The 25415-nt window shown below is 54.4% G+C and carries 17 protein-coding genes, 6 tRNA genes, 2 rRNA genes and 1 pseudogene; all 26 read left to right on the top strand.

The window, feature by feature from the left end; genetic code table 11:
- Nucleotides 1-112 precede the first annotated feature (112 nt).
- Nucleotides 113-189 (top strand) — tRNA-Ile (locus tag PSH65_RS03140).
- Nucleotides 190-198: 9 nt separating this feature from the next.
- A tRNA-Ala gene (locus PSH65_RS03145) sits at nucleotides 199-274 on the top strand.
- Between the two features lie 226 nt (nucleotides 275-500).
- A 23S ribosomal RNA gene (locus tag PSH65_RS03150) occupies nucleotides 501-3391 on the top strand.
- 156 nt (nucleotides 3392-3547) lie between these two features.
- A 5S ribosomal RNA gene (rrf, locus tag PSH65_RS03155) occupies nucleotides 3548-3663 on the top strand.
- A gap of 136 nt (nucleotides 3664-3799) precedes the next feature.
- Nucleotides 3800-4757 (top strand): annotated as a pseudogene (gene birA, locus PSH65_RS03160) (bifunctional biotin--[acetyl-CoA-carboxylase] ligase/biotin operon repressor BirA).
- Nucleotides 4747-5496 carry a pantothenate kinase gene (locus PSH65_RS03165; protein ID WP_305424901.1) on the top strand — a complete coding sequence of 250 codons (750 nt, stop codon included), beginning with the start codon at nucleotides 4747-4749 and terminating at the stop codon, nucleotides 5494-5496. The pseudogene birA and the gene PSH65_RS03165 overlap by 11 nt, the downstream one beginning before the upstream one ends.
- A gap of 7 nt (nucleotides 5497-5503) precedes the next feature.
- A complete protein-coding gene (locus tag PSH65_RS03170; RefSeq protein ID WP_305424902.1) occupies nucleotides 5504-5944 on the top strand; it encodes a hypothetical protein in 441 nt (146 codons plus the stop codon).
- Between the two features lie 142 nt (nucleotides 5945-6086).
- Nucleotides 6087-6171 (top strand) — tRNA-Tyr (locus PSH65_RS03175).
- A gap of 24 nt (nucleotides 6172-6195) precedes the next feature.
- A tRNA-Gly gene (locus PSH65_RS03180) sits at nucleotides 6196-6269 on the top strand.
- A gap of 26 nt (nucleotides 6270-6295) precedes the next feature.
- Nucleotides 6296-6371: transfer RNA gene (locus tag PSH65_RS03185), tRNA-Thr, on the top strand.
- An 84-nt stretch (nucleotides 6372-6455) separates the two neighbouring features.
- The gene (gene tuf / locus PSH65_RS03190) at nucleotides 6456-7649 is read left to right on the top strand and encodes an elongation factor Tu (protein ID WP_007896619.1); all 1194 of its coding nucleotides are present in this window, start codon (nucleotides 6456-6458) and stop codon (nucleotides 7647-7649) included.
- Between the two features lie 53 nt (nucleotides 7650-7702).
- Nucleotides 7703-7778, top strand: a tRNA-Trp gene (locus tag PSH65_RS03195).
- A 45-nt stretch (nucleotides 7779-7823) separates the two neighbouring features.
- Nucleotides 7824-8192 (top strand): preprotein translocase subunit SecE, encoded by a 369-nt coding sequence (gene secE, locus PSH65_RS03200; RefSeq protein ID WP_007896620.1) that lies wholly within the window; start codon nucleotides 7824-7826, stop codon nucleotides 8190-8192.
- Between the two features lie 9 nt (nucleotides 8193-8201).
- Entirely contained in the window at nucleotides 8202-8735 is a 534-nt protein-coding gene (gene nusG, locus PSH65_RS03205) for a transcription termination/antitermination protein NusG (protein ID WP_007896622.1), read from the top strand.
- Nucleotides 8736-8852: 117 nt separating this feature from the next.
- The gene (gene rplK / locus PSH65_RS03210) at nucleotides 8853-9284 is read left to right on the top strand and encodes a 50S ribosomal protein L11 (protein WP_008008888.1); all 432 of its coding nucleotides are present in this window, start codon (nucleotides 8853-8855) and stop codon (nucleotides 9282-9284) included.
- The gene (rplA, locus tag PSH65_RS03215; RefSeq protein WP_007896626.1) at nucleotides 9284-9979 is read left to right on the top strand and encodes a 50S ribosomal protein L1; all 696 of its coding nucleotides are present in this window, start codon (nucleotides 9284-9286) and stop codon (nucleotides 9977-9979) included. The genes rplK and rplA overlap by 1 nt, the downstream gene beginning before the upstream one ends.
- A 198-nt stretch (nucleotides 9980-10177) precedes the next feature.
- Nucleotides 10178-10678: a 50S ribosomal protein L10 gene (rplJ, locus tag PSH65_RS03220; RefSeq protein WP_305424903.1), complete on the top strand. Its 501-nt coding sequence runs from the start codon at nucleotides 10178-10180 to the stop codon at nucleotides 10676-10678.
- Nucleotides 10679-10758: 80 nt separating this feature from the next.
- Nucleotides 10759-11124: a 50S ribosomal protein L7/L12 gene (gene rplL, locus PSH65_RS03225; protein WP_305424904.1), complete on the top strand. Its 366-nt coding sequence runs from the start codon at nucleotides 10759-10761 to the stop codon at nucleotides 11122-11124.
- A 220-nt stretch (nucleotides 11125-11344) separates the two neighbouring features.
- The gene (gene rpoB, locus PSH65_RS03230; protein ID WP_007896631.1) at nucleotides 11345-15418 is read left to right on the top strand and encodes a DNA-directed RNA polymerase subunit beta; all 4074 of its coding nucleotides are present in this window, start codon (nucleotides 11345-11347) and stop codon (nucleotides 15416-15418) included.
- A 64-nt stretch (nucleotides 15419-15482) separates the two neighbouring features.
- On the top strand, nucleotides 15483-19682 hold the full coding sequence (gene rpoC / locus PSH65_RS03235) for a DNA-directed RNA polymerase subunit beta' (protein ID WP_017341073.1): 4200 nt from the start codon (nucleotides 15483-15485) through the stop codon (nucleotides 19680-19682).
- 216 nt (nucleotides 19683-19898) lie between these two features.
- Entirely contained in the window at nucleotides 19899-20270 is a 372-nt protein-coding gene (gene rpsL / locus PSH65_RS03240; RefSeq protein ID WP_002555494.1) for a 30S ribosomal protein S12, read from the top strand.
- Between the two features lie 118 nt (nucleotides 20271-20388).
- Nucleotides 20389-20859: a 30S ribosomal protein S7 gene (rpsG, locus tag PSH65_RS03245; protein ID WP_002555493.1), complete on the top strand. Its 471-nt coding sequence runs from the start codon at nucleotides 20389-20391 to the stop codon at nucleotides 20857-20859.
- 30 nt (nucleotides 20860-20889) lie between these two features.
- Nucleotides 20890-22995: an elongation factor G gene (gene fusA / locus PSH65_RS03250; protein ID WP_305424905.1), complete on the top strand. Its 2106-nt coding sequence runs from the start codon at nucleotides 20890-20892 to the stop codon at nucleotides 22993-22995.
- Nucleotides 22996-23026: 31 nt separating this feature from the next.
- Nucleotides 23027-24220, top strand: a complete 1194-nt coding sequence (gene tuf / locus PSH65_RS03255) for an elongation factor Tu (RefSeq protein ID WP_305424907.1) — start codon at nucleotides 23027-23029, stop codon at nucleotides 24218-24220.
- Between the two features lie 157 nt (nucleotides 24221-24377).
- Nucleotides 24378-24689 carry a 30S ribosomal protein S10 gene (gene rpsJ / locus PSH65_RS03260; protein ID WP_003186070.1) on the top strand — a complete coding sequence of 104 codons (312 nt, stop codon included), beginning with the start codon at nucleotides 24378-24380 and terminating at the stop codon, nucleotides 24687-24689.
- An 80-nt stretch (nucleotides 24690-24769) separates the two neighbouring features.
- Complete coding sequence (rplC, locus tag PSH65_RS03265; RefSeq protein ID WP_003186059.1) at nucleotides 24770-25405, top strand: 50S ribosomal protein L3; 636 nt, start codon at nucleotides 24770-24772, stop codon at nucleotides 25403-25405.
- The last annotated feature ends 10 nt before the right edge of the window (nucleotides 25406-25415 follow it).

Consider the following 25415-nt stretch of genomic DNA (forward strand, 5'->3'; position numbering starts at 1 on the left):
CAGCTGCTCCATAAGTTCCCACACGAATTGCTTGATTCATTGAAGAAGACGATAGAAGCAGCTTTAAGCTCCAAGCTGATAGCTCAACGCTAACAGTTACGCGCTCGAAATTGGGTCTGTAGCTCAGTTGGTTAGAGCGCACCCCTGATAAGGGTGAGGTCGGCAGTTCGAATCTGCCCAGACCCACCAATTTTGTATGGGGCCATAGCTCAGCTGGGAGAGCGCCTGCCTTGCACGCAGGAGGTCAACGGTTCGATCCCGTTTGGCTCCACCATTAACTGCTTCGAAACGTTTGAGAGTTAGAAATGAATATTCCGGTGAATATTGATTTCTAGTCTTTTGATTAGATCGTTCTTTAAAAATTTGGGTATGTGATAGAAAGATAGACTGATGGCCACTTTCACTGGTGGTGATCAGGCTAAGGTAAAATTTGTGAGTTTAATCGCGAATTTTCGGCGAATGTCGTCTTCACAGTATAACCAGATTGCTTGGGGTTATATGGTCAAGTGAAGAAGCGCATACGGTGGATGCCTTGGCAGTCAGAGGCGATGAAAGACGTGGTAGCCTGCGAAAAGCTTCGGGGAGTCGGCAAACAGACTTTGATCCGGAGATGTCTGAATGGGGGAACCCACCTAACATAAGTTAGGTATCTTAAGCTGAATACATAGGCTTAAGAAGCGAACCAGGGGAACTGAAACATCTAAGTACCCTGAGGAAAAGAAATCAACCGAGATTCCCTTAGTAGTGGCGAGCGAACGGGGACTAGCCCTTAAGTGGCTTTGAGATTAGCGGAACGCTCTGGAAAGTGCGGCCATAGTGGGTGATAGCCCTGTACGCGAAAATCTCTTGGCCATGAAATCGAGTAGGACGGAGCACGAGAAACTTTGTCTGAATATGGGGGGACCATCCTCCAAGGCTAAATACTACTGACTGACCGATAGTGAACTAGTACCGTGAGGGAAAGGCGAAAAGAACCCCGGAGAGGGGAGTGAAATAGATCCTGAAACCGTATGCGTACAAGCAGTGGGAGCCCACTTGTTGGGTGACTGCGTACCTTTTGTATAATGGGTCAGCGACTTATTTTCAGTGGCGAGCTTAACCGAATAGGGGAGGCGTAGCGAAAGCGAGTCTTAATAGGGCGTCTAGTCGCTGGGAATAGACCCGAAACCGGGCGATCTATCCATGGGCAGGTTGAAGGTTGGGTAACACTAACTGGAGGACCGAACCGACTACCGTTGAAAAGTTAGCGGATGACCTGTGGATCGGAGTGAAAGGCTAATCAAGCTCGGAGATAGCTGGTTCTCCTCGAAAGCTATTTAGGTAGCGCCTCATGTATCACTGTAGGGGGTAGAGCACTGTTTCGGCTAGGGGGTCATCCCGACTTACCAAACCGATGCAAACTCCGAATACCTACAAGTGCCGAGCATGGGAGACACACGGCGGGTGCTAACGTCCGTCGTGAAAAGGGAAACAACCCAGACCGTCAGCTAAGGTCCCAAAGTTATGGTTAAGTGGGAAACGATGTGGGAAGGCTTAGACAGCTAGGAGGTTGGCTTAGAAGCAGCCACCCTTTAAAGAAAGCGTAATAGCTCACTAGTCGAGTCGGCCTGCGCGGAAGATGTAACGGGGCTCAAACCATACACCGAAGCTACGGGTATCACTTAGGTGATGCGGTAGAGGAGCGTTCTGTAAGCCTGTGAAGGTGAGTTGAGAAGCTTGCTGGAGGTATCAGAAGTGCGAATGCTGACATGAGTAACGACAATGGGTGTGAAAAACACCCACGCCGAAAGACCAAGGTTTCCTGCGCAACGTTAATCGACGCAGGGTTAGTCGGTCCCTAAGGCGAGGCTGAAAAGCGTAGTCGATGGAAAACAGGTTAATATTCCTGTACTTCTGGTTATTGCGATGGAGGGACGGAGAAGGCTAGGCCAGCTTGGCGTTGGTTGTCCAAGTTTAAGGTGGTAGGCTGGAATCTTAGGTAAATCCGGGATTCTAAGGCCGAGAGCTGATGACGAGTGTTCTTTTAGAACACGAAGTGGTTGATGCCATGCTTCCAAGAAAAGCTTCTAAGCTTCAGGTAACCAGGAACCGTACCCCAAACCGACACAGGTGGTTGGGTAGAGAATACCAAGGCGCTTGAGAGAACTCGGGTGAAGGAACTAGGCAAAATGGCACCGTAACTTCGGGAGAAGGTGCGCCGGTGAGGGTGAAGCATTTACTGCGTAAGCCCACGCCGGTCGAAGATACCAGGCCGCTGCGACTGTTTATTAAAAACACAGCACTCTGCAAACACGAAAGTGGACGTATAGGGTGTGACGCCTGCCCGGTGCCGGAAGGTTAATTGATGGGGTTAGCTAACGCGAAGCTCTTGATCGAAGCCCCGGTAAACGGCGGCCGTAACTATAACGGTCCTAAGGTAGCGAAATTCCTTGTCGGGTAAGTTCCGACCTGCACGAATGGCGTAACGATGGCGGCGCTGTCTCCACCCGAGACTCAGTGAAATTGAAATCGCTGTGAAGATGCAGTGTATCCGCGGCTAGACGGAAAGACCCCGTGAACCTTTACTATAGCTTTGCACTGGACTTTGAATTTGCTTGTGTAGGATAGGTGGGAGGCTTTGAAGCGTGGACGCCAGTTCGCGTGGAGCCAACCTTGAAATACCACCCTGGCAACTTTGAGGTTCTAACTCAGGTCCGTTATCCGGATCGAGGACAGTGTATGGTGGGTAGTTTGACTGGGGCGGTCTCCTCCTAAAGAGTAACGGAGGAGTACGAAGGTGCGCTCAGACCGGTCGGAAATCGGTCGTAGAGTATAAAGGCAAAAGCGCGCTTGACTGCGAGACAGACACGTCGAGCAGGTACGAAAGTAGGTCTTAGTGATCCGGTGGTTCTGTATGGAAGGGCCATCGCTCAACGGATAAAAGGTACTCCGGGGATAACAGGCTGATACCGCCCAAGAGTTCATATCGACGGCGGTGTTTGGCACCTCGATGTCGGCTCATCACATCCTGGGGCTGAAGCCGGTCCCAAGGGTATGGCTGTTCGCCATTTAAAGTGGTACGCGAGCTGGGTTTAGAACGTCGTGAGACAGTTCGGTCCCTATCTGCCGTGGACGTTTGAGATTTGAGAGGGGCTGCTCCTAGTACGAGAGGACCGGAGTGGACGAACCTCTGGTGTTCCGGTTGTCACGCCAGTGGCATTGCCGGGTAGCTATGTTCGGAATAGATAACCGCTGAAAGCATCTAAGCGGGAAACTAGCCTCAAGATGAGATCTCACTGGGACCTTGAGTCCCCTGAAGGGCCGTCGAAGACTACGACGTTGATAGGTTGGGTGTGTAAGCGCTGTGAGGCGTTGAGCTAACCAATACTAATTGCCCGTGAGGCTTGACCATATAACACCCAAGCAATTTGCTGACCTGAAGAGGCACCAGATTGCGGTGTGTGAAGACGAAACGAACCGAAAGTTCGAGAAACAAACACACAAACTATCGCATACCCATTCGCTGGAGCGTGACCTCGCAAGAGAACACGAGCTGGCTACCGAATTTCTTGACGACCATAGAGCATTGGAACCACCTGATCCCATCCCGAACTCAGCAGTGAAACGATGCATCGCCGATGGTAGTGTGGGGTTTCCCCATGTGAGAGTAGGTCATCGTCAAGATTAAATTCCGAAACCCCTATCTGCGTATGCAGGTAGGGGTTTTGTTTTGTCCGCAGGAAAATCTCGCTTGTAGGGTTTCTATGCAACAGCCCGGGGCATGGCTATCATGCGGGCCTCATTGTGAGGCGAGACTTGCATGCTGACGTTGTTAAAGCTTCTTAAGGATGGTCGATTCCATTCGGGCCAAGCCCTGGGTGCTGCCTTGGGCGTCAGTCGTAGCGCTGTATGGAAGCAGCTTCAGCACTTGGAAGCTGAGCTCGGTTTATCCATTCACAAAGTGCGCGGTCGCGGCTATCAACTGGCTGCGCCATTGACGCTACTTGATCCTGCGGAAATAAGCGCGCGGGCGCCTTCTTGCGAGTGGCCCATTCTAGTCGATTCAATTGACTCTACCAACGCTGAAGCCTTACGCGCTATCGAGCGTGGCCAGCCTGCGCCATTTCTGGTGCTCGCTGAGCGACAGACGGCCGGTCGCGGGCGGCGTGGACGCAAATGGGTGAGCCCGTTCGCGGAAAACGTTTATTACAGTCTGGTGCTGCGCATTGATGGTGGTATGCGTCAGCTGGAAGGCTTGAGTCTTGTCGTCGGGCTTGCCGTAATGCAAGCCTTGCGAGGGCTTGGTATTTCAGCTGTTGGGGTTGAAGTGGCCGAATGATGTTCTGGTGGGTCAGCAAAAGATTGCAGGAATACTGCTCGAGTTAGTGGGGGATCCTGCTGACGTGTGTCACGTGGTAATCGGTGTCGGAATCAATGTAAACATGCAGATGACCGATGAGGTTGATCAGCAGTGGACGTCCATGCGGCTTGAGTCGGGTAAGGCAGTTGATCGCAATTATCTGGTTGCGGAGTTAGGGTTGATGCTCCAGGCCTATTTAAGTCGACACCAGGCCGGAGGATTTCCGGCTATCCAGGCGGAGTGGGAGCAAAATCATCTATGGCAGGGGCGGGCGGTGTCGTTGATTGCCGGTGTGAGTCAAATAGATGGAGAGGTGCTGGGTATCGATGGTCAGGGTGCCTTGCGCTTGAAGGTGAATGGTGTGGAGAAGGTCTTTAGTGGTGGCGAGCTCAGCCTGAGGTTACGTGATGATTCTTGAGCTCGATTGTGGAAACAGTTTCATCAAGTGGCGTGTGCTCGGCGAGGATGTCCGGCGGGTGGTTGGCGAGGGAGTCGTTGATTCAGATCTCGCATTGCTGGAGGGCTTGAAAGGGCTCAAGGGGCTCGCTCTCACACATTGTCGTTTGGTCAGTGTCAGAACCGCCGAAGAAACCAGTGCGCTGATTTCTCTGCTGACCGAGGCTTTCGGTGTTTCCGTAGTGTGCGCGGCACCGGCTCGGGAGATGTCCGGGGTTCGAAATGGCTATGAGGAGTTCGAGCGGCTAGGGCTTGATCGCTGGCTTGCAATGCTTGGAGGATTTCATCTGGCTTCGGGTGCTTGTCTGGTGCTCGACTTTGGTACGGCTGTTACGGCTGACTTTATTGCGGGGGATGGTGAGCATCTCGGGGGATTTATCTGTCCGGGGATGCCTTTGATGCGCAACCAGCTGCGTACTCATACCCGTAGAATTCGTTATGGAGATCTTGCTGCCGAGCGCGCTTTGGAGAGTCTTGTTCCTGGGCGCACAACCGTCGAGGCGGTCGAGCGAGGTTGTTTGTTAATGTTGAGAGGTTTTGTCCTGACTCAGCTAGAGTTGGCGCGCAGCTATTGGGGAGATGATTTCGCAGTCTTTCTGACTGGAGGGGATGCTGATCTGGTCTCTGAGATTGTGCCTGAGGCCAGGGTGGTTCCAGACCTGGTATTTGTAGGTTTGGCGATGGCGTGCCCCTTGTCCTGAGGTTTTTATGCGTTGGTTGTTCCTGTTGTTGTTTGTTCTCAATGTGTTCTATTACGTCTGGCACCAACAGGAGGCTCCGCTTCGCGCGAAAGATGTAACCCCTTTGAGTTTGTATCGGGGTTCGCAGCAGGACATTCGTTTGTTAAGTGAAGCGACTGAAGCGGCTCGTGATAAAGGAAAGTCTGCCCAGGCAGACGATGGATGCCTCTATCTTGGCGGTTTTACTCGTCAGGAAGCGGCTCAGGCGGTTGAGCGGCGATTGAGTGGCATGGAAATCAAGTTCGAGTCCTTGCTGAGGGCCCCTGCTGGGTCTGATGGTTACTGGGTGCGTGTGGCACCAGAAAGCCGGCGTTGGCTAGATGACTCGCAGCTAAAAAACCTTTCCAAAGAATTCAATGAGTTAAAACATAAAATAATGCCGTGCGAGGGGGTTGCACCCGCCGAATAGTTTGCATAGAATGGCGCCCGCTTCGCAGTGAAGACCTTTAACGGTTAGCAGTGTGAAGCGAGGTCAACGCAGCTAACCTCAGGTTTTTAATGAGAAAATGCTTGACAGAAGGCTGGCATGATATAGAATGCCGGCTCGCTTAGGAGGGGTTCCCGAGCGGCCAAAGGGATCAGACTGTAAATCTGACGTCTACGACTTCGAAGGTTCGAATCCTTCCCCCTCCACCATTTTTAGCGAGAGCTGCAAGCTCCGCGGGTATAGTTTAGTGGTAGAACCTCAGCCTTCCAAGCTGATGATGCGGGTTCGATTCCCGCTACCCGCTCCAAGTTTGCAGGTCCTGCAAAGTGTCACGCTCTTGTAGCTCAGTTGGTAGAGCACACCCTTGGTAAGGGTGAGGTCAGCGGTTCAAATCCGCTCAAGAGCTCCATATAACAAGGCAGATATGAAAATATCTGCCTTTGTTTTAATGGTTGATAGTACTTGCTTAATTCTTCTGCTAGGGGTGATTTCGATGGCTAAGGAAAAGTTCGAGCGTAACAAGCCGCACGTCAACGTTGGAACCATTGGTCACGTAGACCACGGCAAGACGACTTTGACCGCCGCTCTGACCCGTGTCTGCTCCGAAGTGTTCGGTTCGGCAAAGGTTGACTTCGACAAGATCGATAGCGCCCCAGAAGAAAAAGCTCGTGGCATTACCATTAACACCGCTCACGTTGAGTACGATTCGGCTGTGCGTCACTACGCACACGTTGACTGTCCAGGTCACGCTGACTACGTAAAAAACATGATCACCGGTGCTGCGCAGATGGATGGTGCGATTCTGGTTTGCTCGGCCGCTGATGGTCCGATGCCGCAAACCCGTGAGCATATCCTGTTGTCCCGTCAGGTTGGCGTTCCGTACATTGTTGTCTTCCTGAACAAGGCTGACATGGTTGACGATGCTGAGCTGCTGGAGCTGGTTGAGATGGAAGTGCGCGATCTTCTGAGCACTTACGATTTCCCAGGTGATGACACTCCGATCATCATTGGTTCGGCTCTGATGGCGCTGAATGGTCAAGACGACAACGAGATGGGTACTACCGCCGTCAAGAAGTTGGTCGAGACTCTGGATAGCTATATTCCGCAGCCTGAGCGTGCTATCGATAAGCCGTTCCTGATGCCGATCGAGGACGTGTTCTCGATCTCTGGTCGCGGTACTGTTGTGACTGGTCGTGTTGAGCGTGGCATTGTCCGCATTCAGGAAGAGGTTGAGATTGTTGGTCTTCGTGACACTGTCAAAACTACTTGTACTGGTGTTGAAATGTTCCGCAAGCTGCTCGATGAAGGTCGTGCAGGTGAGAACTGCGGCGTTCTGCTGCGTGGTACCAAGCGTGATGATGTTGAGCGTGGCCAGGTTCTGGTCAAGCCCGGCACTGTCAAGCCGCATACCAAGTTCACTGCTGAGGTTTACGTTCTGAGCAAGGAGGAAGGTGGTCGTCATACGCCGTTCTTCAAAGGCTACCGTCCACAGTTCTACTTCCGTACGACTGACGTGACTGGTAACTGCGAGCTGCCAGAAGGTGTTGAAATGGTGATGCCGGGTGACAACGTTCAAATGACCGTTACCCTGATCAAAACCATCGCGATGGAAGATGGTCTGCGTTTCGCTATCCGTGAGGGCGGTCGTACCGTCGGCGCTGGTGTCGTAGCAAAAGTCATCGAGTAAGTTGTTGTAATGTCTTTTTCGGGCCGGCATAATGGTCGGCCTGATTTTGTTTTAGGTCAGTAGCTCAATTGGCAGAGCGACGGTCTCCAAAACCGTAGGTTGGGGGTTCGATTCCCTCCTGACCTGCCAGATTCACTTGGTGTGTCTGGCTTTCTTTTCACAGGATCTTCATAGATGACTCCTAAAGCTGAAGCTCAAGGCTCTCGCTTCGATCTGCTCAAGTGGCTAGTGGTAGTCGCTTTGGTGGTTGTTGGCGTTGTTGGCAATCAGTATTACTCTGCTTCGCCGATCCTGTACCGCGTACTTGCTTTGCTTGTCATTGCTGCTGTAGCTGCCTTTGTAGGTCTGCAGACAGTCAAGGGCAAGTCTTTCTTTGTACTGGTTAAGGAAGCTCGCACCGAGATTCGTAAAGTCGTATGGCCAACTCGCCAAGAAACCACGCAGACCACACTGATTGTTGTGGCTGTTGTTCTGGTTATGGCGTTGCTGTTGTGGGGGCTAGATTCCCTGCTCGGCTGGCTTGTTTCCTTGATTGTCGGCTAAGGGTGTCCCGTGGCTAAGCGTTGGTACGTTGTGCATGCTTACTCCGGTTACGAGAAGCATGTCATGCGCTCGTTGGTAGAGCGCGTAAAGCTGGCTGGCATGGAAGATGGCTTTGGCGAAATTCTGGTTCCCACTGAAGAAGTGGTTGAAATGCGTAATGGCCAGAAACGCAAAAGCGAGCGCAAGTTCTTCCCTGGTTATGTGCTGGTCCAGATGGACATGAACGAGGGTACTTGGCACTTGGTCAAGGATACTCCTCGGGTGATGGGTTTCATCGGCGGTACTGCTGATAAGCCTGCACCGATCACGGATAAAGAGGCAGAAGCGATTCTGCGTCGCGTTGCTGATGGTAGCGACAAGCCGAAGCCGAAGACACTGTTCGAGCCGGGCGAGTCGGTGCGCGTCAATGACGGGCCGTTTGCTGATTTTACTGGCACGGTTGAAGAAGTTAATTACGAGAAGAGCCGGATCCAAGTGGCAGTGCTCATTTTCGGTCGCTCTACTCCGGTAGAGCTAGAGTTCAGCCAGGTCGAAAAGGTCTAGCTGAGCAAACATCCCAACCCCGCAGCCCTAGGCTGTGGGGTTTTGTCGTCACTGGGATAAACGCGCAAGTAACCGGGGAGCCTTTCGAGGCGTTCGAACCCGTAATTGGAGTGCCTCATGGCCAAGAAGATTACCGCTTACATCAAGCTGCAAGTGAAGGCCGCTCAGGCTAACCCAAGCCCACCTGTTGGTCCTGCTCTGGGTCAGCACGGCGTGAACATCATGGAATTCTGCAAGGCTTTCAACGCCCGTACTCAGGGTATTGAGCCAGGTCTGCCGACTCCAGTGATCATCACTGTCTACAGCGACCGTAGCTTCACTTTCGAAACCAAATCCACACCTGCTTCGGTTCTGCTGAAGAAGGCTGCTGGTCTGACTAGCGGTTCCGCTCGTCCGAACACCGTTAAGGTTGGCACCGTGACTCGTGCTCAGCTGGAAGAAATCGCGAAAACCAAAAACGCGGATCTGACTGCAGCTGATATGGAAGCAGCCGTGCGTACTATCGCCGGTTCTGCTCGTAGCATGGGCCTTAACGTGGAGGGTGTGTAATGGCTAAGTTGACCAAGCGTCAAAAGGCTATCGCCGGCAAAATCGAAGCAGGCAAGTCTTACAACTTTGTAGACGCTGCTGCTCTGCTGGCTGAGCTGTCGACTGTCAAGTTCAGCGAGTCGTTCGACGTTGCTGTGAACCTGGGTGTTGACCCGCGTAAATCCGACCAGGTCGTTCGTAGCGCTACCGTGCTGCCACACGGCACTGGCAAGACTGTTCGCGTTGCTGTGTTCACCCAGGGTCCAGCTGCCGAGGCCGCTCTGGCTGCCGGCGCTGACCGTGTAGGTATGGACGACCTGGCTGCCGAAATGAAAGGCGGCGACCTGAACTATGACGTAGTTATCGCATCCCCGGATGCCATGCGCGTTGTTGGTCAGTTGGGTCAGATCCTCGGCCCGCGCGGCCTGATGCCTAACCCTAAAGTCGGCACTGTAACTCCAGACGTCGCTACCGCGGTTAAAAACGCCAAGGCTGGTCAGGTTCGTTATCGCACCGACAAAAACGGCATCATCCACACCTCCGTTGGCAAAGTCGGTTTCGATGCCGTCAAGCTGAAGGAAAACGTTGAAGCCCTGATCGCTGATCTGAAGCGTATCAAGCCAGCTTCCTCGAAAGGTATTTACGTCAAGCGCGTTACCCTGAGCACCACCATGGGGCCAGGTCTGGTCATCGACCAAGGCTCGCTCGACGCGTAAGACACAGGTTGGCGCAAGCGATTGCGCCAATTGAAAGATTGGGGTCCCTGCCTGGCGGGGGCTATCCAAGACCGTAGGCGACGCAAGTCTTAAACCACAAGCCTACGCAGATGGTGCTCCCGGTTCCTTACCGAATCAGACACCAAAACGACATCCGGCTTCGGCTGGATGAAACGGTAACAAGCAGGAGTTAAACCCGTGGCAATTAAACTCGAAGACAAGAAGGCCATCGTCGCTGAAGTCAACGAGGCTGCCAATGTTGCCCTGTCTGCTGTTGTGGCTGATGCCCGCGGCGTGACAGTTGGCGCTATGACCGGACTCCGTAAAGAGGCTCGTGAGGCTGGCGTTTACGTGCGTGTTGTACGTAACACCCTGCTCAAGCGCGCCGTTGCTGGCACTCAATATGACGTGCTCAACGACGTGTTCACTGGCCCGACCTTGATTGCATTTTCGAAAGAGCATCCGGGCGCTGCTGCTCGTATCTTCAAAGAATTCGCAAAAGGTCAGGATAAGTTCGAAATCAAGGCAGCTGCGTTCGAGGGCAAGTTCCTCGCAGCAAACCAGATCGATGTGTTGGCTTCGCTGCCAACTCGCGACGAAGCCATTGCAAAGCTGATGAGCGTGATTCAAGGCGCTACCAGCAAGCTGGCTCGTACTCTGGCGGCCGTTCGCGACCAGAAAGAAGCTGCCGCTGCCTAAGGCACTGCAAGCCCTTTCAAAATCATATGTTTAATTTGATGGCTGCGTAGGCTGTCACCCCAATACAGGAATTTATAGTCATGTCTCTGACTAACGAGCAAATCATCGAAGCAATCGGCCAGAAAACCGTTCTGGAAGTTGTTGAGCTGATCAAAGCAATGGAAGAAACCTTCGGCGTTACCGCTGCTGTTGCTGCTGCTGGTCCAGCTGCTGCTGCCGCTGTTGTTGAAGAACAAACTGAATTCAACGTCATGCTGACCGAAGCTGGCGAGAAGAAAGTTAACGTGATCAAGGCAGTACGTGAACTGACCGGTCTGGGCCTGAAAGAAGCCAAGGCTGTAGTTGACGGCGCTCCTGCCATGGTTCTGGAAGCTGTTTCGAAAGACGCAGCTGACAAAGCCAAAGCAACTCTGGAAGAAGCAGGCGCTAAAGTCGAGCTGAAGTAAGCATCGACTTTGCACCTCCAGCCCGAGCGTTAAGCGAAAGGCTGATGGCTGGTGGCTCTTGCCACCGGCCTTTTTCCGTTATTGGCAGCCGACTGGGTCGGTGCTGGTAACGAGCTGTAACCACCCGATGCGGTGGCGCAAACCATGGGGTTTGCACGATTTTCTGGCTGCTCCCGTCGGGAGGGGCCAAACAAGCAGGTGACCAAGCTGGGGAACGCTGATGGCTTACTCATATACTGAGAAAAAACGTATCCGCAAGGACTTTAGCAAGTTGCCGGACGTCATGGATGTGCCGTACCTCCTGGCCATCCAGCTGGATTCGTATCGTGAATTCTTGCAAGCGGGAGCGACTAAAGATCAGTTCCGCGACGTGGGCCTGCATGCGGCCTTCAAATCCGTTTTCCCGATCATCAGCTACTCCGGCAATGCTGCGCTGGAGTACGTCGGTTATCGCCTGGGCGAACCGGCATTTGATGTCAAAGAATGCGTATTGCGCGGTGTAACTTACGCCGTACCTTTGCGGGTAAAAGTGCGCCTGATCATTTTCGACAAAGAATCGTCGAACAAAGCGATCAAGGACATCAAAGAGCAAGAAGTCTACATGGGTGAAATCCCCCTGATGACTGAAAACGGTACCTTCGTAATCAACGGTACCGAGCGTGTAATCGTTTCCCAGCTGCACCGTTCCCCGGGCGTGTTCTTCGACCACGACCGTGGCAAGACGCACAGCTCCGGCAAACTGCTGTACTCCGCGCGCATCATTCCTTACCGCGGTTCGTGGCTGGACTTCGAGTTCGACCCGAAAGACTGCGTGTTCGTGCGTATCGACCGTCGTCGCAAGCTGCCTGCATCGGTACTGCTGCGCGCGCTGGGCTATACCACTGAAGAAGTGCTGGACGCGTTCTACACCACCAACGTCTTCCACGTGCAAGGTGAAAACCTCAGCCTGGAACTGGTGCCTCAGCGCCTGCGTGGTGAAATTGCTGTCCTGGATATCCTGGATGACAAAGGCAAGGTTATTGTCGAGCAAGGTCGTCGTATCACTGCTCGCCACATCAACCAGCTGGAAAAAGCAGGGATCAAAGAGCTGCAAGTGCCTCTGGACTACGTCCTGGGTCGCACTACCGCCAAGGTCATCGTGCATCCGGCAACCGGCGAAATCCTGGCGGAGTGCAACACCGAGCTGAACACCGAAATCCTGGCAAAAATCGCCAAGGCTCAGGTTGTTCGCATCGAAACTCTGTACACCAACGATATCGACTGCGGTCCGTTCGTCTCCGACACTCTGAAGATCGACTCCACCAGCAACCAATTGGAAGCGCTGGTCGAGATCTATCGCATGATGCGTCCTGGTGAGCCGCCAACCAAAGACGCTGCCGAAACCCTGTTCAACAACCTGTTCTTCAGTCCTGAGCGCTATGACCTGTCTGCGGTCGGCCGGATGAAGTTCAACCGTCGTATCGGTCGTACCGAGATCGAAGGTTCGGGCGTGTTGTGCAAAGAAGACATCGTCGCGGTACTGAAGACTCTGGTCGACATCCGTAACGGCAAAGGCATCGTCGATGACATCGACCACCTGGGTAACCGTCGTGTTCGCTGCGTAGGCGAAATGGCCGAGAACCAGTTCCGCGTTGGCCTGGTACGTGTTGAGCGTGCGGTCAAAGAGCGTCTGTCGATGGCTGAAAGCGAAGGCCTGATGCCGCAAGACCTGATCAACGCCAAGCCTGTGGCTGCGGCGGTGAAAGAGTTCTTCGGTTCCAGCCAGCTTTCCCAGTTCATGGACCAGAACAACCCGCTGTCCGAGATCACCCACAAGCGTCGTGTCTCTGCACTCGGCCCTGGCGGTTTGACTCGTGAGCGTGCTGGCTTTGAAGTGCGTGACGTACACCCGACTCACTACGGTCGTGTATGCCCGATTGAAACGCCGGAAGGTCCGAACATCGGTCTGATCAACTCCTTGGCTGCCTATGCGCGCACCAACCAGTACGGCTTCCTCGAGAGCCCGTACCGTGTGGTGAAAGACGCTCTGGTCACCGACGAGATCGTGTTCCTGTCCGCCATCGAAGAAGCTGATCACGTGATCGCTCAGGCTTCGGCCACGATGAACGACAAGAAAGTCCTGATCGACGAGCTGGTAGCTGTTCGTCACTTGAACGAGTTCACCGTCAAGGCGCCGGAAGACGTGACCTTGATGGACGTATCGCCGAAGCAGGTAGTTTCGGTTGCAGCGTCGCTGATCCCGTTCCTCGAGCACGACGACGCCAACCGCGCGTTGATGGGTTCGAACATGCAGCGTCAAGCTGTACCAACCCTGCGCGCTGACAAGCCGCTGGTCGGTACCGGTATGGAGCGTAACGTAGCCCGTGACTCCGGCGTTTGCGTCGTGGCTCGTCGTGGCGGCGTGATCGACTCCGTCGACGCCAGCCGTATCGTGGTTCGTGTTGCTGATGATGAAGTTGAAACCGGCGAAGCTGGTGTCGACATCTACAACCTGACCAAGTACACCCGCTCCAACCAGAACACCTGCATCAACCAGCGTCCGCTGGTGAGCAAGGGTGATCGGGTTCAGCGCAGCGACATCATGGCCGACGGTCCGTCCACCGATATGGGTGAACTGGCTCTGGGTCAGAACATGCGCATTGCGTTCATGGCATGGAACGGCTTCAACTTCGAAGACTCCATCTGCCTGTCCGAGCGTGTTGTTCAGGAAGACCGTTTCACCACGATCCACATTCAGGAACTGACCTGTGTGGCGCGTGACACCAAGCTTGGGCCAGAGGAAATCACTGCAGACATCCCGAACGTGGGTGAAGCTGCACTGAACAAGCTGGACGAAGCCGGTATCGTTTACGTAGGTGCTGAAGTTGGCGCAGGCGACATCCTGGTCGGTAAGGTCACTCCGAAAGGCGAGACCCAACTGACTCCGGAAGAAAAACTGCTGCGTGCCATCTTCGGTGAAAAAGCCAGCGACGTTAAAGACACTTCCCTGCGCGTGCCTACAGGCACCAAGGGTACTGTCATCGACGTGCAGGTCTTCACCCGTGACGGCGTTGAGCGTGATGCTCGTGCACTGTCGATCGAGAAGACTCAACTCGACGAGATCCGCAAGGACCTGAACGAAGAGTTCCGTATCGTTGAAGGCGCCACTTTCGAACGTCTGCGTTCTGCTCTGGTCGGCCACAAAGCCGAAGGCGGCGCCGGTCTGAAGAAAGGTCAGGAAATCACCGACGAAGTTCTCGACGGTCTTGAGCATGGTCAGTGGTTCAAACTGCGCATGGCTGAAGATGCTCTGAACGAGCAGCTCGAGAAGGCTCAGGCCTACATCGTTGATCGCCGTCGTCTGCTGGACGACAAGTTCGAAGACAAGAAGCGCAAACTGCAGCAGGGCGATGACCTGGCTCCAGGCGTGCTGAAAATCGTCAAGGTTTACCTGGCAATCCGTCGTCGCATCCAGCCGGGCGACAAGATGGCCGGTCGTCACGGTAACAAAGGTGTGGTCTCCGTGATCATGCCGGTTGAAGACATGCCGCACGATGCCAATGGCACCCCGGTCGACGTCGTCCTCAACCCGTTGGGCGTACCTTCGCGTATGAACGTTGGTCAGATCCTTGAAACCCACCTGGGCCTCGCGGCCAAAGGTCTGGGCGAGAAGATCAACCGGATGGTCGAAGAGCAGCGTAAAGTTGCTGAACTTCGCACCTTCCTGGACGAGATCTACAACCAGATCGGCGGTCGTAACGAAGATCTGGATAGCTTCTCCGACCAGGAAATCCTGGATCTGGCGAAGAACCTGCGTGGCGGCGTACCAATGGCCACCCCAGTGTTTGACGGCGCCAAGGAAAGCGAAATCAAGGCCATGCTGAAACTGGCAGACCTGCCAGAAAGCGGCCAGATGCAGCTGACCGACGGCCGTACCGGCAACAAGTTCGAGCGCCCGGTTACTGTTGGCTACATGTACATGCTGAAGCTGAACCACTTGGTAGACGACAAGATGCACGCTCGTTCTACCGGTTCGTACAGCCTGGTTACCCAGCAGCCGCTGGGTGGTAAGGCACAGTTCGGTGGTCAGCGTTTCGGGGAGATGGAGGTCTGGGCACTGGAAGCATACGGTGCTGCTTACACTCTGCAAGAAATGCTCACAGTGAAGTCGGACGATGTGAACGGTCGGACCAAGATGTACAAAAACATCGTGGACGGCGATCACCGTATGGAGCCGGGCATGCCCGAGTCCTTCAACGTGTTGATCAAAGAAATTCGTTCCCTCGGCATCGATATCGATCTGGAAACCGAATAACACGTGACGCGAATCGAGAGCGGGGCAGGATTGCCCGCTCTCTGCTCCGCCAGGAGGAAAGGCCTTGAAAGACCTACTGAATTTGCTGAAAAACCAGGGTCAAGTCGAAGAGTTCGACGCCATCCGTATTGGATTGGCATCGCCTGAGATGATCCGTTCGTGGTCGTTCGGTGAAGTTAAAAAGCCGGAAACCATCAACTACCGTACGTTCAAACCTGAGCGCGACGGCCTGTTCTGCGCCAAGATCTTTGGCCCGGTAAAGGATTACGAGTGCCTGTGCGGTAAGTACAAGCGCTTGAAGCACCGTGGTGTGATCTGCGAGAAGTGCGGCGTTGAAGTCGCGCTGGCAAAAGTTCGTCGTGAGCGCATGGCGCACATCGAACTGGCCTCGCCAGTTGCCCACATCTGGTTCCTGAAATCGCTGCCGTCGCGTATCGGCTTGCTGATGGACATGACCCTGCGTGATATCGAACGCGTTCTCTACTTCGAGAGCTATGTCGTTATCGATCCAGGCATGACCACCCTTGAAAAAGGTCAGCTGCTGAACGACGAGCAGTACTTCGAAGCGCTGGAAGAGTTCGGCGACGATTTCGATGCCCGCATGGGTGCCGAGGCTGTCCGTGAACTGCTGCACGCTATCGACCTGGAGCACGAGATTGGCCGCCTGCGTGAAGAAATTCCGCAAACCAACTCCGAAACCAAAATCAAGAAGCTGTCCAAGCGTCTGAAGTTGATGGAAGCCTTCCAGGGTTCCGGCAACCTGCCAGAGTGGATGGTGCTGACCGTTCTGCCGGTTCTGCCGCCAGATCTGCGTCCGCTGGTCCCGCTGGATGGCGGTCGTTTCGCGACTTCCGACCTCAACGATCTGTATCGTCGAGTGATCAACCGTAACAACCGCTTGAAGCGTCTGCTCGATCTGTCCGCTCCGGACATCATCGTGCGCAACGAAAAGCGCATGTTGCAGGAAGCTGTCGACGCACTGCTCGACAACGGTCGTCGTGGTCGCGCTATCACCGGCTCCAACAAGCGTCCTCTGAAGTCCCTGGCTGACATGATCAAGGGTAAGCAGGGTCGTTTCCGTCAGAACTTGCTCGGTAAGCGTGTTGACTACTCCGGTCGTTCGGTAATTACCGTTGGTCCGACCCTGCGTCTGCACCAGTGCGGTTTGCCGAAGAAGATGGCTCTCGAGCTGTTCAAACCCTTCATTTTCGGCAAGCTGGAAATGCGTGGTCTTGCTACCACCATCAAAGCTGCCAAGAAGATGGTCGAGCGCGAGCTGCCAGAGGTTTGGGACGTTCTCGCTGAAGTGATTCGCGAACACCCGGTTCTCCTCAACCGTGCACCGACCCTTCACCGTCTGGGTATCCAGGCGTTTGAACCGGTATTGATCGAAGGTAAGGCTATCCAGCTGCACCCTCTGGTCTGTGCTGCGTACAACGCCGACTTCGACGGCGACCAAATGGCCGTGCACGTACCGCTGACACTGGAAGCCCAGTTGGAAGCGCGTGCGTTGATGATGTCGACCAACAACATTCTGTCGCCAGCCAACGGTGAGCCAATCATCGTTCCGTCGCAGGACGTTGTATTGGGTCTGTACTACATGACTCGTGAAGCGATCAACGCCAAGGGCGAAGGTCGTGTGTTCGCGGATCTGCAGGAAGTTGACCGTGTGTTCCGTGCCGGCGAAGCTGCACTGCACGCCAAGGTTAAAGTGCGGATCAACGAAACCGTCAACGATCGTGATGGTGGCAGCGTCAAGAACACCCGTATCGTCGACACCACTGTCGGCCGTGCGCTGTTGTTCCAGGTTGTTCCACCTGGCCTGTCGTACGACGTCGTCAACCAGCCGATGAAGAAAAAGGCGATCTCCAAGCTGATCAACCAGTGCTATCGCGTGGTTGGTTTGAAAGAGACCGTGATCTTCGCTGACCAGTTGATGTACACCGGTTTTGCTTATTCGACCATCTCCGGCGTTTCCATCGGTGTTAACGACTTCGTTATCCCGGATGAAAAAGCCCGCATCATCGGTGCAGCCACCGACGAAGTGAAAGAGATCGAAAGTCAGTACGCCTCCGGCCTGGTAACCCAGGGCGAGAAGTACAACAAAGTGATCGACCTTTGGTCCAAGGCGAACGACGAAGTTTCCAAGGCGATGATGGCCAACCTCTCGAAAGAGAAAGTCATCGACCGTCATGGCGTCGAAGTCGACCAAGAGTCTTTCAACTCGATGTACATGATGGCCGACTCGGGTGCACGGGGTTCTGCTGCGCAGATCCGTCAGCTCGCCGGTATGCGTGGCCTGATGGCCAAGCCGGACGGTTCCATCATCGAAACGCCGATTACTGCGAACTTCCGTGAAGGTTTGAGCGTACTTCAGTACTTCATCTCCACTCACGGTGCTCGTAAAGGTTTGGCGGATACCGCGTTGAAAACTGCGAACTCCGGTTACCTGACTCGTCGTCTGGTAGACGTGGCGCAGGATCTGGTTGTGACCGAGATCGATTGCGGCACCGAACATGGCCTGGTAATGACTCCGCACATTGAAGGCGGTGACGTTGTTGAGCCGTTGGGTGAGCGCGTATTGGGTCGTGTCATTGCCCGTGACGTATTCAAGCCGGGTACCGAGGAAGTTATCGTTCCTGCCGGCACTCTGGTAGATGAGAAGTGGGTCGAATTCATCGAGCTGAACAGCATCGACGAAGTGATCGTGCGTTCGCCGATCAGTTGCGAAACCCGCTACGGCATTTGCGCCAAGTGCTACGGCCGTGACTTGGCTCGTGGTCACCAGGTGAACATCGGTGAAGCGGTCGGCGTTATCGCTGCCCAGTCCATCGGTGAGCCGGGTACCCAGCTGACCATGCGTACGTTCCACATCGGTGGTGCGGCAAGCCGGACCTCTGCAGCCGACAGCGTTCAGGTGAAAAATGGCGGTACCGTCCGTCTGCATAACCTGAAGCACGTTGAGCGAGTGGACGGTTGCCTGGTTGCTGTGTCCCGTTCCGGTGAGCTGGCAATCGCTGATGACTTCGGTCGTGAGCGCGAGCGCTACAAGCTGCCGTACGGTGCTGTGATTTCGGTTAAAGAAGGTGACAAGGTCGACGCTGGCGCAATCGTGGCCAAGTGGGATCCGCACACTCACCCAATCGTTACCGAAATGAAAGGTACCGTGACCTACGTGGGCATGGAAGAAGGCATCACGATCAAGCGTCAGACTGACGAATTGACCGGTATGACCAACATTGAAGTACTCGACGCCAAAGACCGTCCAGCTGCCGGTAAAGATATCCGTCCAGCTGTGAAGATGGTTGATGACAATGGCAAGGATCTCTTGCTGCCGGGCACCGACGTAATTGCTCAGTACTTCCTGCCTGCTAACGCCCTGGTTGGTGTAGCGGACGGTGCGAAAATCGCGATCGGTGATGTTATCGCTCGTATTCCGCAAGAGACTTCGAAGACCCGTGACATCACCGGTGGTCTGCCGCGTGTTGCCGACTTGTTCGAAGCCCGTCGTCCGAAAGAAGCCTCGATTCTGGCTGAAGTCAGCGGCACCATCGCGTTCGGTAAAGAGACCAAGGGCAAGCGCCGTCTGGTTATCACCCCGAACGACGGTAGCGATCCGTACGAAGAGCTGATTCCGAAGTGGCGTCACCTGAACGTCTTCGAAGGCGAACAGGTAAACCGCGGCGAAGTTATCTCCGACGGCCCGAGCGATCCACACGACATCCTGCGTCTGCTGGGTGTGAGTGCGCTGGCCAAGTACATCGTGAACGAGATCCAGGACGTTTATCGTCTGCAAGGCGTGAAGATCAACGATAAGCACATCGAGACCATCCTGCGTCAGATGCTGCGTAAAGTTGAAATCGCTGAATCCGGCGATTCCAGTTTCATCAAGGGCGACCAGATGGAATTGACTCACGTTCTGGTAGAGAACGAGCGTCTGGCTGGCGACGAGAAATTCGTTTCCAAGTTCACTCGCGTACTGCTGGGTATCACCAAGGCGTCGTTGTCCACCGAATCGTTCATCTCGGCGGCTTCCTTCCAGGAAACCACTCGCGTACTGACCGAAGCGGCGGTAACCGGCAAGCGCGATTACCTGCGCGGCCTGAAAGAAAACGTAGTCGTGGGTCGTTTGATCCCGGCGGGTACCGGTCTGGCTTATCACAGCGAGCGTAAGCGCCGCCGTGATGCTGACAAACCGTTGCGCGTAAGCGCCAGTGAAGTGGAAGCTGCACTGACCGAAGCGCTGAACTCAAGCGGTAACTGAGTTCTGCGATAAATGAGCGTAAGGCCCTGGCCGTTCCGTTCATCGAATCGAGACGATTTGTCGAGGTTGGATGAGTGGGGAGGTCGGGGCCTTGCCTTGACTGGGGGCAAGATCCTCTTTAGACTCTTGTACCCCTAAATTTGGCGGGAATTCGTTCCTGCCATTTTGCTTTTCTTGCAAGACAATAGCGTCGCAAGACAACAGTGGAGCTAGTAGATGGCAACTATCAACCAGCTGGTACGTCAGCCGCGTAAGCGTATCGTCGAGAAATCCGACGTGCCTGCGCTGCAGAACTGCCCGCAACGTCGTGGCGTATGCACCCGTGTGTATACCACCACGCCGAAAAAACCTAACTCGGCACTGCGTAAAGTATGCCGTGTGCGTCTGACCAACGGTTTCGAGGTTTCCTCGTACATCGGCGGTGAAGGCCACAACCTGCAAGAGCACAGCGTGGTACTGATCCGCGGCGGTCGTGTAAAAGACTTGCCAGGTGTTCGTTACCACACCGTACGCGGTTCTTTGGATACTTCCGGCGTTAAAGGTCGTAACCAGGGTCGTTCGAAGTACGGTACCAAGAAGCCTAAGTAGTAGTGGCTTTTTGTAAAAACTGATTTTCTATTTTTCTGAGTCGATAAGAGTAAGGTCGGAGGCGTCCCGAAAGGGCACCGATTCCGAGCGAACCTGAAGACCGTTTGAGGGCTTATCCATGCCAAGAAGACGCGTAGCAGCCAAGCGCGAAGTGCTTGACGATCCAAAATACGGCAGCCAGATCCTGGCCAAGTTCATGAACCACGTAATGGAAAGCGGCAAGAAAGCCGTTGCCGAGCGTATCGTTTATGGCGCGCTGGAAAAGGTTAAAGAACGCAAGAACAGCGATCCCCTGGAAATCTTCGAGAAAGCTCTCGACGCCATCGCTCCGCTGGTCGAAGTAAAGTCGCGCCGTGTAGGCGGTGCTACTTACCAGGTTCCGGTCGAAGTTCGTCCGTCCCGTCGTAACGCTCTGGCAATGCGCTGGTTGGTAGACTTCGCCCGTAAGCGCGGCGAGAAGTCTATGGCTCTGCGTTTGGCTGGCGAACTGTTGGACGCTGCCGAAGGCAAAGGTGCTGCAGTTAAGAAGCGTGAAGACGTGCACCGTATGGCTGAAGCCAACAAGGCTTTCTCGCACTACCGCTTCTAATTTTAGCGTCACTAATTTTGCGAGGGCTTTATGGCTCGTACTACACCGATTAACCGCTACCGTAACATTGGTATCGTTGCTCACGTGGATGCTGGTAAAACCACCACCACCGAGCGCGTCCTTTTTTACACTGGCAAAAGTCACAAAATGGGCGAGGTGCATGACGGCGCCGCGACCACAGACTGGATGGTGCAGGAGCAGGAGCGTGGTATTACCATTACTTCTGCTGCCATTACCGCCTTCTGGCAGGGTTCCGAGAAGCAGCACAAGGACCAATACCGCTTCAACGTCATCGACACCCCGGGCCACGTTGACTTCACTATTGAAGTTGAGCGTTCCCTGCGTGTTCTCGACGGCGCGGTTGTTGTGTTCTGCGGCACCTCGGGTGTTGAGCCTCAGTCGGAAACCGTATGGCGTCAAGCCAACAAGTACGGCGTTCCACGTCTTGTTTACGTAAACAAGATGGACCGTGCTGGTGCGAACTTCCTGCGCGTGATCGGTCAGATCAAGCAGCGTCTGGGTCACACCCCGGTCCCAATCCAGTTGGCTATCGGTTCCGAAGACAACTTCCAGGGTCAGATCGACCTGATGTCCATGGAAGCTGTTTACTGGAATGACGCTGACAAAGGTATGGTTCCAGTTCGCAAGCCTATCCCTGCTGAGCTGCAGGAGCTGGCTGACGAGTGGCGCAGCAACATGATTGAAGCTGCAGCCGAAGCTAGCGAAGAGCTGATGAACAAGTACCTCGAAGGTGAAGAGCTCACCAACGCGGAAATCAAGGCCGCTCTGCGTCAGCGTACTATCGCCGGCGAGATCGTTCTGGCTGTTTGCGGTTCTTCCTTCAAGAACAAGGGTGTTCCCCTGGTTCTCGACGCCGTTATCGACTACCTGCCTGCTCCTACCGACATTCCTGCCATCAAGGGTACTGACCCGGATGACGAGACCAAGGAAATGGAGCGTCACGCAGACGACAGCGAGCCGTTCTCGGCTCTGGCGTTCAAGATCGCTACCGACCCATTCGTGGGGACCTTGACCTTTGTTCGAGTTTACTCGGGCGTGTTGGCCTCCGGCGACGGCGTGATCAACTCGGTTAAAGGCAAGAAAGAGCGTGTGGGTCGTATGGTGCAAATGCACGCAAACGCCCGTGAAGAAATCAAGGAAGTGCGCGCTGGTGACATCGCGGCCTTGATCGGCATGAAGGACGTCACCACTGGTGAAACTTTGTGCAACGCTGACAAGCCAATCATCCTCGTTCGCATGGACTTCCCGGAGCCGGTTATTTCGGTTGCCGTAGAGCCTAAGACCAAGGACGACCAGGAAAAAATGGGTATCGCTCTGGGCAAGCTTGCTCAGGAAGATCCGTCTTTCCGCGTCAAGACTGATGAAGAGACTGGTCAAACGATCATCTCCGGCATGGGCGAGTTGCACCTGGACATCCTGGTTGACCGGATGCGCCGTGAGTTCAACGTCGAAGCCAACATCGGTAAGCCTCAAGTTTCGTACCGTGAGCGCATCACGAAGAGCTGCGAAATTGAAGGCAAGTTCGTTCGTCAGTCCGGCGGTCGTGGCCAGTTCGGTCACTGCTGGATTCGTTTTGCTCCTGCTGACGAAGGTCAGGAAGGTTTGCAGTTCCTGAACGAAGTGGTGGGTGGTGTGGTTCCTAAGGAATACATCCCGGCTATCCAGAAGGGTATCGAAGAGCAGATGAAGAACGGCGTTGTTGCCGGCTATCCGCTGATCGGCCTGAAGGCTACCGTGTTTGATGGTTCCTACCACGACGTCGACTCCAACGAGATGGCGTTTAAAGTGGCTGCTTCCATGGCAACCAAGCAACTGGCCCAGAAGGGCGGTGGTGAGTTGCTTGAGCCGATCATGGCGGTAGAGGTTGTTACGCCTGAAGACTATATGGGTGACGTGATGGGCGACCTTAACCGTCGTCGCGGCATGATCCTGGGTATGGAAGACACGGTCTCCGGCAAAGTAATTCGTGCCGAGGTTCCGTTGGGTGAGATGTTCGGTTACGCAACCGACGTTCGCTCCATGTCCCAAGGTCGCGCAAGCTACTCTATGGAATTCAAAAAATACAATACAGCTCCGTCGCATATCGTCGAAACTGTTACCAAAAAACAAGGCTGATTCAGCCCCTTTAGGCTAGGAGTTAATTGTCGTGGCTAAAGAAAAATTTGATCGTTCCCTTCCGCACGTCAACGTTGGCACCATCGGTCACGTTGACCACGGTAAAACCACGCTGACCGCTGCTCTGACTCGCGTCTGCTCCGAAGTTTTCGGTTCGGCTCGTGTTGACTTCGACAAGATCGACAGCGCACCAGAAGAGAAGGCTCGCGGTATCACCATCAACACCGCTCACGTTGAGTACAACTCGAAGATCCGTCACTACGCTCACGTTGACTGCCCAGGTCACGCTGACTATGTGAAGAACATGATCACCGGTGCTGCTCAAATGGACGGCGCTATTCTGGTTTGCTCGGCCGCTGATGGTCCGATGCCACAAACCCGTGAGCACATCCTGCTGTCCCGTCAGGTAGGCGTTCCGTACATCGTGGTTTTCCTGAACAAGGCTGACCTGGTAGACGACGCTGAGCTGCTGGAACTGGTTGAAATGGAAGTGCGCGATCTGCTGAGCACTTACGACTTCCCGGGCGACGACACTCCGATCATCATCGGTTCTGCTCGTATGGCTCTTGAAGGTCTTGACGATAACGAAATGGGCACCACTGCTGTTAAGAAGCTGGTGGAAACTCTGGACAGCTACATCCCAGAACCAGTTCGTCTGACCGACAAGCCGTTCCTGATGCCAATCGAAGACGTATTCTCGATCTCCGGTCGCGGTACAGTTGTGACTGGTCGTATCGAGCGCGGTATCGTTCGCGTTCAGGATCCACTGGAAATCGTTGGTCTGCGTGACACCACCGTCACCACCTGCACCGGTGTTGAAATGTTCCGTAAGCTGCTCGACGAAGGTCGTGCTGGCGAGAACTGCGGCGTTCTGTTGCGTGGCACCAAGCGTGACGACGTTGAGCGTGGCCAGGTTCTGGTTAAGCCGGGTTCGGTTAAGCCGCACACCAAGTTCACCGCAGAAGTTTACGTTCTGAGCAAGGAAGAAGGCGGTCGTCACACTCCGTTCTTCAAAGGCTACCGTCCACAGTTCTACTTCCGTACTACTGACGTGACTGGTAACTGCGAGCTGCCAGAAGGCGTTGAAATGGTAATGCCAGGTGACAACATTCAGATGACTGTTACCCTGATCAAAACCATCGCAATGGAAGACGGTCTGCGTTTCGCTATCCGTGAAGGCGGTCGTACCGTCGGCGCTGGCGTCGTAGCCAAAATCATCGAGTAAGCTCTTTTTTGAGTAAGCTTTGATGAGTTGAAAAAGCCCCCGCTTAGCGGGGGCTTTTTTATTGGGTTGACACCTATATGGGGCGTCTATAGAATTGCGCCTCCTTTTAACGGGCGTATTGCGCTCGGTGGGAATAGCAGCCGGAGTCTGAAATCCAATGCAAAATCAGCAAATCCGTATCAGGTTGAAGGCTTTTGACCATCGCCTGATCGACCAATCCACCCAGGAAATCGTGGAAACCGCGAAACGTACTGGTGCTCAAGTGCGTGGTCCAATTCCACTGCCTACCCGTAAAGAGCGGTTCACCGTTCTGGTCTCCCCGCACGTCAACAAAGACGCGCGTGACCAGTACGAGATCCGTACTCATAAGCGCGTTCTGGACATCGTCCAGCCAACGGATAAAACCGTTGATGCACTTATGAAGCTTGATCTTGCGGCCGGTGTGGAAGTGCAGATCAGCCTCGGCTAAGACTCGGTCTTAGTCGTGTAACGCTCTGAAATGGGCGGCCATAGCGGGTGAAAGCCCCGTACACTCATGAGGTTTACAACATGACTATTGGTGTAGTCGGTCGTAAATGCGGTATGACCCGTATTTTCACCGAAGAAGGTGTCTCCATTCCGGTCACGGTCATTGAGATCGAGCCGAATCGCGTCACCCAGTTCAAAACTGAAGAGACCGATGGCTATCGTGCAGTGCAAGTCACTGTAGGCGAGCGTCGTGCTTCGCGTGTTACAGCTGCTCAGGCTGGCCACTTCGCTAAGGCGAACGTTGCCGCTGGTCGTACCGTAATGGAATTCCGCCTTGAAGAAGGCGAGTACCAGGCCGGCGATCTGATCAATGCTGAAATCTTCGCTGCTGGTCAACTGGTTGATGTAACCGGTCAGTCCAAAGGTAAGGGCTTCCAGGGTACGATCAAGCGTTGGAACTTCCGCGGGCAAGATAATACCCACGGTAACTCCGTGTCCCACCGCGTTCCAGGCTCTATCGGCCAGTGCCAGACTCCTGGTCGTGTATTCAAGGGCAAAAAAATGTCCGGTCATATGGGCGCTGAGCGCGTGACCGTGCAGTCCCTCGAAGTAGTGCGCGTGGACGCTGAACGCAATCTGTTGTTGGTCAAGGGTGCTGTTCCTGGCGCTACTGGCGGCAACTTGGTTGTACGTCCAGCAGCCAAGGCTCGCGGTTAAGGGGAAGCTG

It is taken from the genome of Pseudomonas sp. FP603 (genome assembly GCF_030687415.1).
Lineage (GTDB): Bacteria > Pseudomonadota > Gammaproteobacteria > Pseudomonadales > Pseudomonadaceae > Aquipseudomonas > Aquipseudomonas wuhanensis.